This window comes from Streptomyces sp. SID10853, from assembly GCF_010548145.1.
Lineage (GTDB): Bacteria > Actinomycetota > Actinomycetes > Streptomycetales > Streptomycetaceae > Streptomyces.
On record NZ_JAAGLN010000386.1, the window covers coordinates 1 to 3,826 of the forward strand.

Here is a 3,826-nt window from a genome sequence, read left to right on the forward strand (position 1 = left end):
TACGCCCGCGCGGTGAACGCGCTGGCCGGGGTGGGCCCGCTGGCGTCGCTCGCCAAGCGCCTCGGCGGGATCGCCCCGGAGCGGACGATTCCGGCGCTGGCGCCGCAGACGTTCCGGCGCTGGTTCGGCACCCGGGTGCAGCCGCCGGCCCGGGTCGTCCTGTGGCCCGACACCTTCACCGACCATCTCTCCCCGCAGGTGGGCAGGGCGGCGGTGCGGGTCCTGGAGTCGGCGGGGCTCGGCATCGCGCTGCCGCCGGACGGGGTGTGCTGCGGGCTGACCTATGTGACGACCGGCCAGCTGGACCAGGCCCGCACGGTGCTGCGCCGGACCCTCGACCGGGTGGAGCCGCTGCTCGACGCGGAGCTGCCCGTCGTCGTACTGGAACCGAGCTGCGCGGCCGCGCTCAGGACCGACCTGCCGGAGCTGCTCGGCGACGACCCGCGCGCGCACCGGCTGGCACGGTCGGTACGGACCTTCGCACAGGCCCTGGAGGAACAGGCCCCGCAGTGGCGGCCCCCGGTGCTCGACCGCGAGGTGGCGGGCCAGACCCACTGCCACCAGCACGCGGTCCTCGGCGACGCGGCCGAACGCCGGCTGCGCGCGAAGGCGGGCCTGACGGGCGAACTGAGCGGAGGCTGCTGCGGCCTCGCGGGCAACTTCGGCTTCGAACGCGGCCATTACGAGGTGTCGGTCGCGTGCGCCGGTGAACAACTGCTGCCCGCGGTGCGGGCGGCGCCCCCGGGGACGGAGATCCTGGCGGACGGCTTCTCCTGCCGCACCCAGCTGGACCAGCTGGCCGGTCTCGGCGGCCGGCCGGGGCGGCATCTGGCGGAGGTACTGGCGGAGGGGCTGGGTGAGGGGCTGGGTGAGGACGAGCGCGCGAGTGGGAGGCAGGCGGGGGGCGTGTCCTGACGCGAGGGCTGTGGACGTACCGAGTGGGCCTGGACCGGCCGGCGGCCGGTTGCCACGGCCTTGTCCGTTGTACGGGGCGGTCGGTCACGCGTTCCGCAGCGCCACGACTGCGTAGTTCTTGCGCTCGCGACCTCCGGCCGACCGGACGGTCGTCACCTCCACATCGGCTTCCACGCGATTGCCGAAGTACGCGCCGAGCCGCGGAGTGATCTCTTCATCCGTGCGTGCCCGGATGATCTCCCCGCCGTCGGTACGGATCTCGACCGTTCCGCGGAGCGCGCTGGCGCTGCCCAGCCATCCGGTGACAGACAGGACCTCCGGAGTCTGGAATTCACTGTGCTCACAGAGATAACGCACGCGCTGGGCACCGTCAGGGGTCCACTGGCTGTGCCGTGGCCGGCCGCCTTCTGCGTACCACGTCAGACGCAGCCCCAGCTCCGCGTCGGTGAGTCCCGCGGTCAGTGCGCCGAGGTGCTTCATCGCGCGCTGGCCCAAGGGGACCAGTTGCTCCGCCAGCCGGTCGTCGGACCGGCCGGTGTTCTCGGACAGGTCCACCACATCCAGAACGGTGTCCACAGCGTCGTCCAGGACTGTGGGCAGGTCTCCGCGCAGATCGGGGAAGAGGCTGTCCTGCGGGATCTCCCGCTCCGGTCCGTAGAGGGCCACTCCGAACGATGACGGGAACAGGGCGGACGCACTCAGCGCGGTCATCTCACGAATGGGCCGGGGGATCGACGCGGCGTTCGTCGGTCGTCCGGTCAGCGCCTGAGCGACAGCGGAAACCGACTCCTGGAGATTGGCGAGGAAGGGGCCGAGCACGGAGACTCTCACCTCATGCGCGGATGTCGCGGGGCCGGTCAGCGCCACATCCATACGGCGCCGTGGCCCCGCCGTTCCGGGCAGGTCAGCTTGGCGCAGCAACCGTTGGCGCTGGACCGCGGCGAATTCCTCCGGCGTCTCAGGAACAGCCCGGCCGCCCGCGCGCTGTCTGCTCTCACGCATCCATCGGAGTACGGCTGCCCTGTCCTGCGGGTCCGGGAATGGAGCCGGAGCCGTCATAGCAGCACCTCCACATATCCTCGGCGCAGCCGGCCGGTTTCATCATCGGACGGAGACGGGTTCCGGGCGCATTGCCAGACCTCATCGTAGAGCCCGATGTCGCGAAACGAATCGTTTGTGAGCGGGGTGAAGAGACTCGGCATCAGTTGCCAGAACGGCACGTCCTCCGGAAGCCGGATGAGGTAAGCATCCAGGCGCATGTCGTGCTCCACGCACCACACCCTGTCGGTGAGCTCATCGAGAGCCACGAGAGACTCACGGTCCAGGCGGTCGTACGTTTGCGCACGGAGCAGGTAGGTGACGTCGATGTCACCCGGATCGAGCTTGCCACTCACGAAACTTCCGCCCAGCCACAGCCTCGATATCCCGCCGGTCACCGCTTCGACGATGAGCCGGTGCTGTTCCCATTCGGCCCAGAGCTGTTTCCGTGTCCTGGAGTCGGCGAAGTCCGGAGCGGCGACGAAACGCGTGTGCAACTGGTCGAGATTCGCAGTGTAGCGCCCGGGAGGCAGCAGCCCGGTTGCCTGATTCAGTTCTGGCAGACCCTGCACTCCGCGCCCTCTCGTACTCCCTGTCCGGATGCACGGCACATTACCGGCGGGAGAGCCTCACTGTATGAAAGTGTGCCCGGTTCGCTCGATGCGGTGAGTGAGCCGGAAACCGTAAGAGGGAGATCCCGTTCCGGGCCCTTACTGTGGACGTCATGGATCCGATCGCCCCCGCCGACGCCAAGGCTCTCGACACCGCGCTGACCGAACCCTCCGTCGCGACCACTGACGTCCCGGCCGCTCCGGGTGTTTCCGGGGCCGCCGGGCTGCGGGGGCGGCTCGGGCCGCTCGGGCTTGTGCTGTCCGGGGGGATCTCGGTGCAGTTCGGGGCGGCCGTCGCCGTCTGGCTGATGCCGAGGGCCGGGGCGCTGGGTGTGGTCTCGCTGCGGCTCGCCGTCGCCGCGGTCGTGCTGCTCGTCGTGTGCCGGCCCCGGGTGCGCGGGCTGTCGCGGACGGACTGGGGCACCGTCCTGGTCTTCGGGGTCGCGATGGCCGGCATGAACGGGTTCTTCTACCAGGCGGCCGACCGCATCCCGCTGGGCGCGGCCGTGACCCTGGAGGTGCTCGGGCCGCTCGCCCTCTCGGTGATCGCCTCACGGAGGCTGGTGAACCTGCTGTGGGCCGGGCTCGCCCTCTGCGGAGTGGTGCTGCTGAGCGGTGGCGGCTTCGGCGGTCTGAACCTGGTCGGTGTGGCGTTCGCGCTCGCGGCGGGCGGGATGTGGGCCGCGTACATCATCTTCAGCGCCCGCACCGGCGCCCGCTTCCCGCGTGCGGACGGGCTGGCGCTGGCGATGGCGGTGGGCGCCCTGCTGATGCTGCCCCTCGGCATCGCGGACGCGGGCTCCAAGCTGCTCGTCCCGAGCACCCTGGGGCTGGGCGCCGCGGTGGCGCTGATGTCGTCCGTACTGCCGTACACCCTGGAGCTGCTCGCCCTGCGCCGGCTGCCCGCCTCGACCTTCGCGGTGCTGATGAGCCTGGAGCCTGCCATCGCTGCGACGGCCGGCTTCCTCGTCCTGCACCAGGCGCTGTCCGGGGTGGACGCGCTGGCCATCGCGCTGGTGATCGTGGCGAGCATGGGGGCGGTACGGACGCAGGTCACCGGGAAGTGACGCGGGGGCCGGCCGGTCCGTAAGAGGCTGGATGCCACGCCCTCCCGCGCGGACCACGCCGCGGGGTCTTCGCTGATCCGGCGGGCCGTCCCGCGCCCTCCCCGCGTCCCGCCCGGCCATGAAGTGCGTCACAGATCCCCGCGGGGGCCGGGGCGGGCGTGGGCGGGGCCCGGCGGGCCCCTGCGGTGGCAACGG

Annotated in this window: 4 protein-coding genes; 2 read left to right on the forward strand and 2 right to left on the reverse strand. The window is 71.4% G+C overall.

The genetic code is table 11. The features are described from left to right. On the forward strand, positions 1 to 915 hold a 915-nt coding region (locus tag G3I19_RS35120), incomplete at its 5' end, for a heterodisulfide reductase-related iron-sulfur binding cluster (RefSeq protein WP_275402800.1). Positions 916 to 999: 84 nt separating this feature from the next. On the opposite strand, the gene G3I19_RS35125 is transcribed toward G3I19_RS35120, so the two are convergent. Both G3I19_RS35125 and G3I19_RS35130 read right to left on the reverse strand, forming a co-directional pair. Further along, on the reverse strand, positions 1,000 to 1,917 hold the full coding sequence (locus tag G3I19_RS35125; RefSeq protein WP_164267741.1) for a hypothetical protein: 918 nt from the start codon (positions 1,915 to 1,917) through the stop codon (positions 1,000 to 1,002). Between the two features lie 53 nt (positions 1,918 to 1,970). Beyond that, the gene (locus G3I19_RS35130) at positions 1,971 to 2,525 is read right to left on the reverse strand and encodes a hypothetical protein (protein WP_164267742.1); all 555 of its coding nucleotides are present in this window, start codon (positions 2,523 to 2,525) and stop codon (positions 1,971 to 1,973) included. A gap of 152 nt (positions 2,526 to 2,677) precedes the next feature. On the opposite strand from G3I19_RS35130, the gene G3I19_RS35135 reads away from it, so the two are divergent. Further along, entirely contained in the window at positions 2,678 to 3,631 is a 954-nt protein-coding gene (locus G3I19_RS35135) for an EamA family transporter (RefSeq protein WP_164267743.1), read from the forward strand. Positions 3,632 to 3,826 lie beyond the last annotated feature (195 nt).

Bases quoted from the DNA above. Each gene is read 5' to 3' on its own strand.
- G3I19_RS35135 (WP_164267743.1), top strand. From the start codon at position 2,678: ATGGATCCGATCGCCCCCGCCGACGCCAAGGCTCTCGACACCGCGCTG.
- G3I19_RS35125 (WP_164267741.1), bottom strand. From the start codon at position 1,917: ATGCGTGAGAGCAGACAGCGCGCGGGCGGCCGGGCTGTTCCTGAGACG.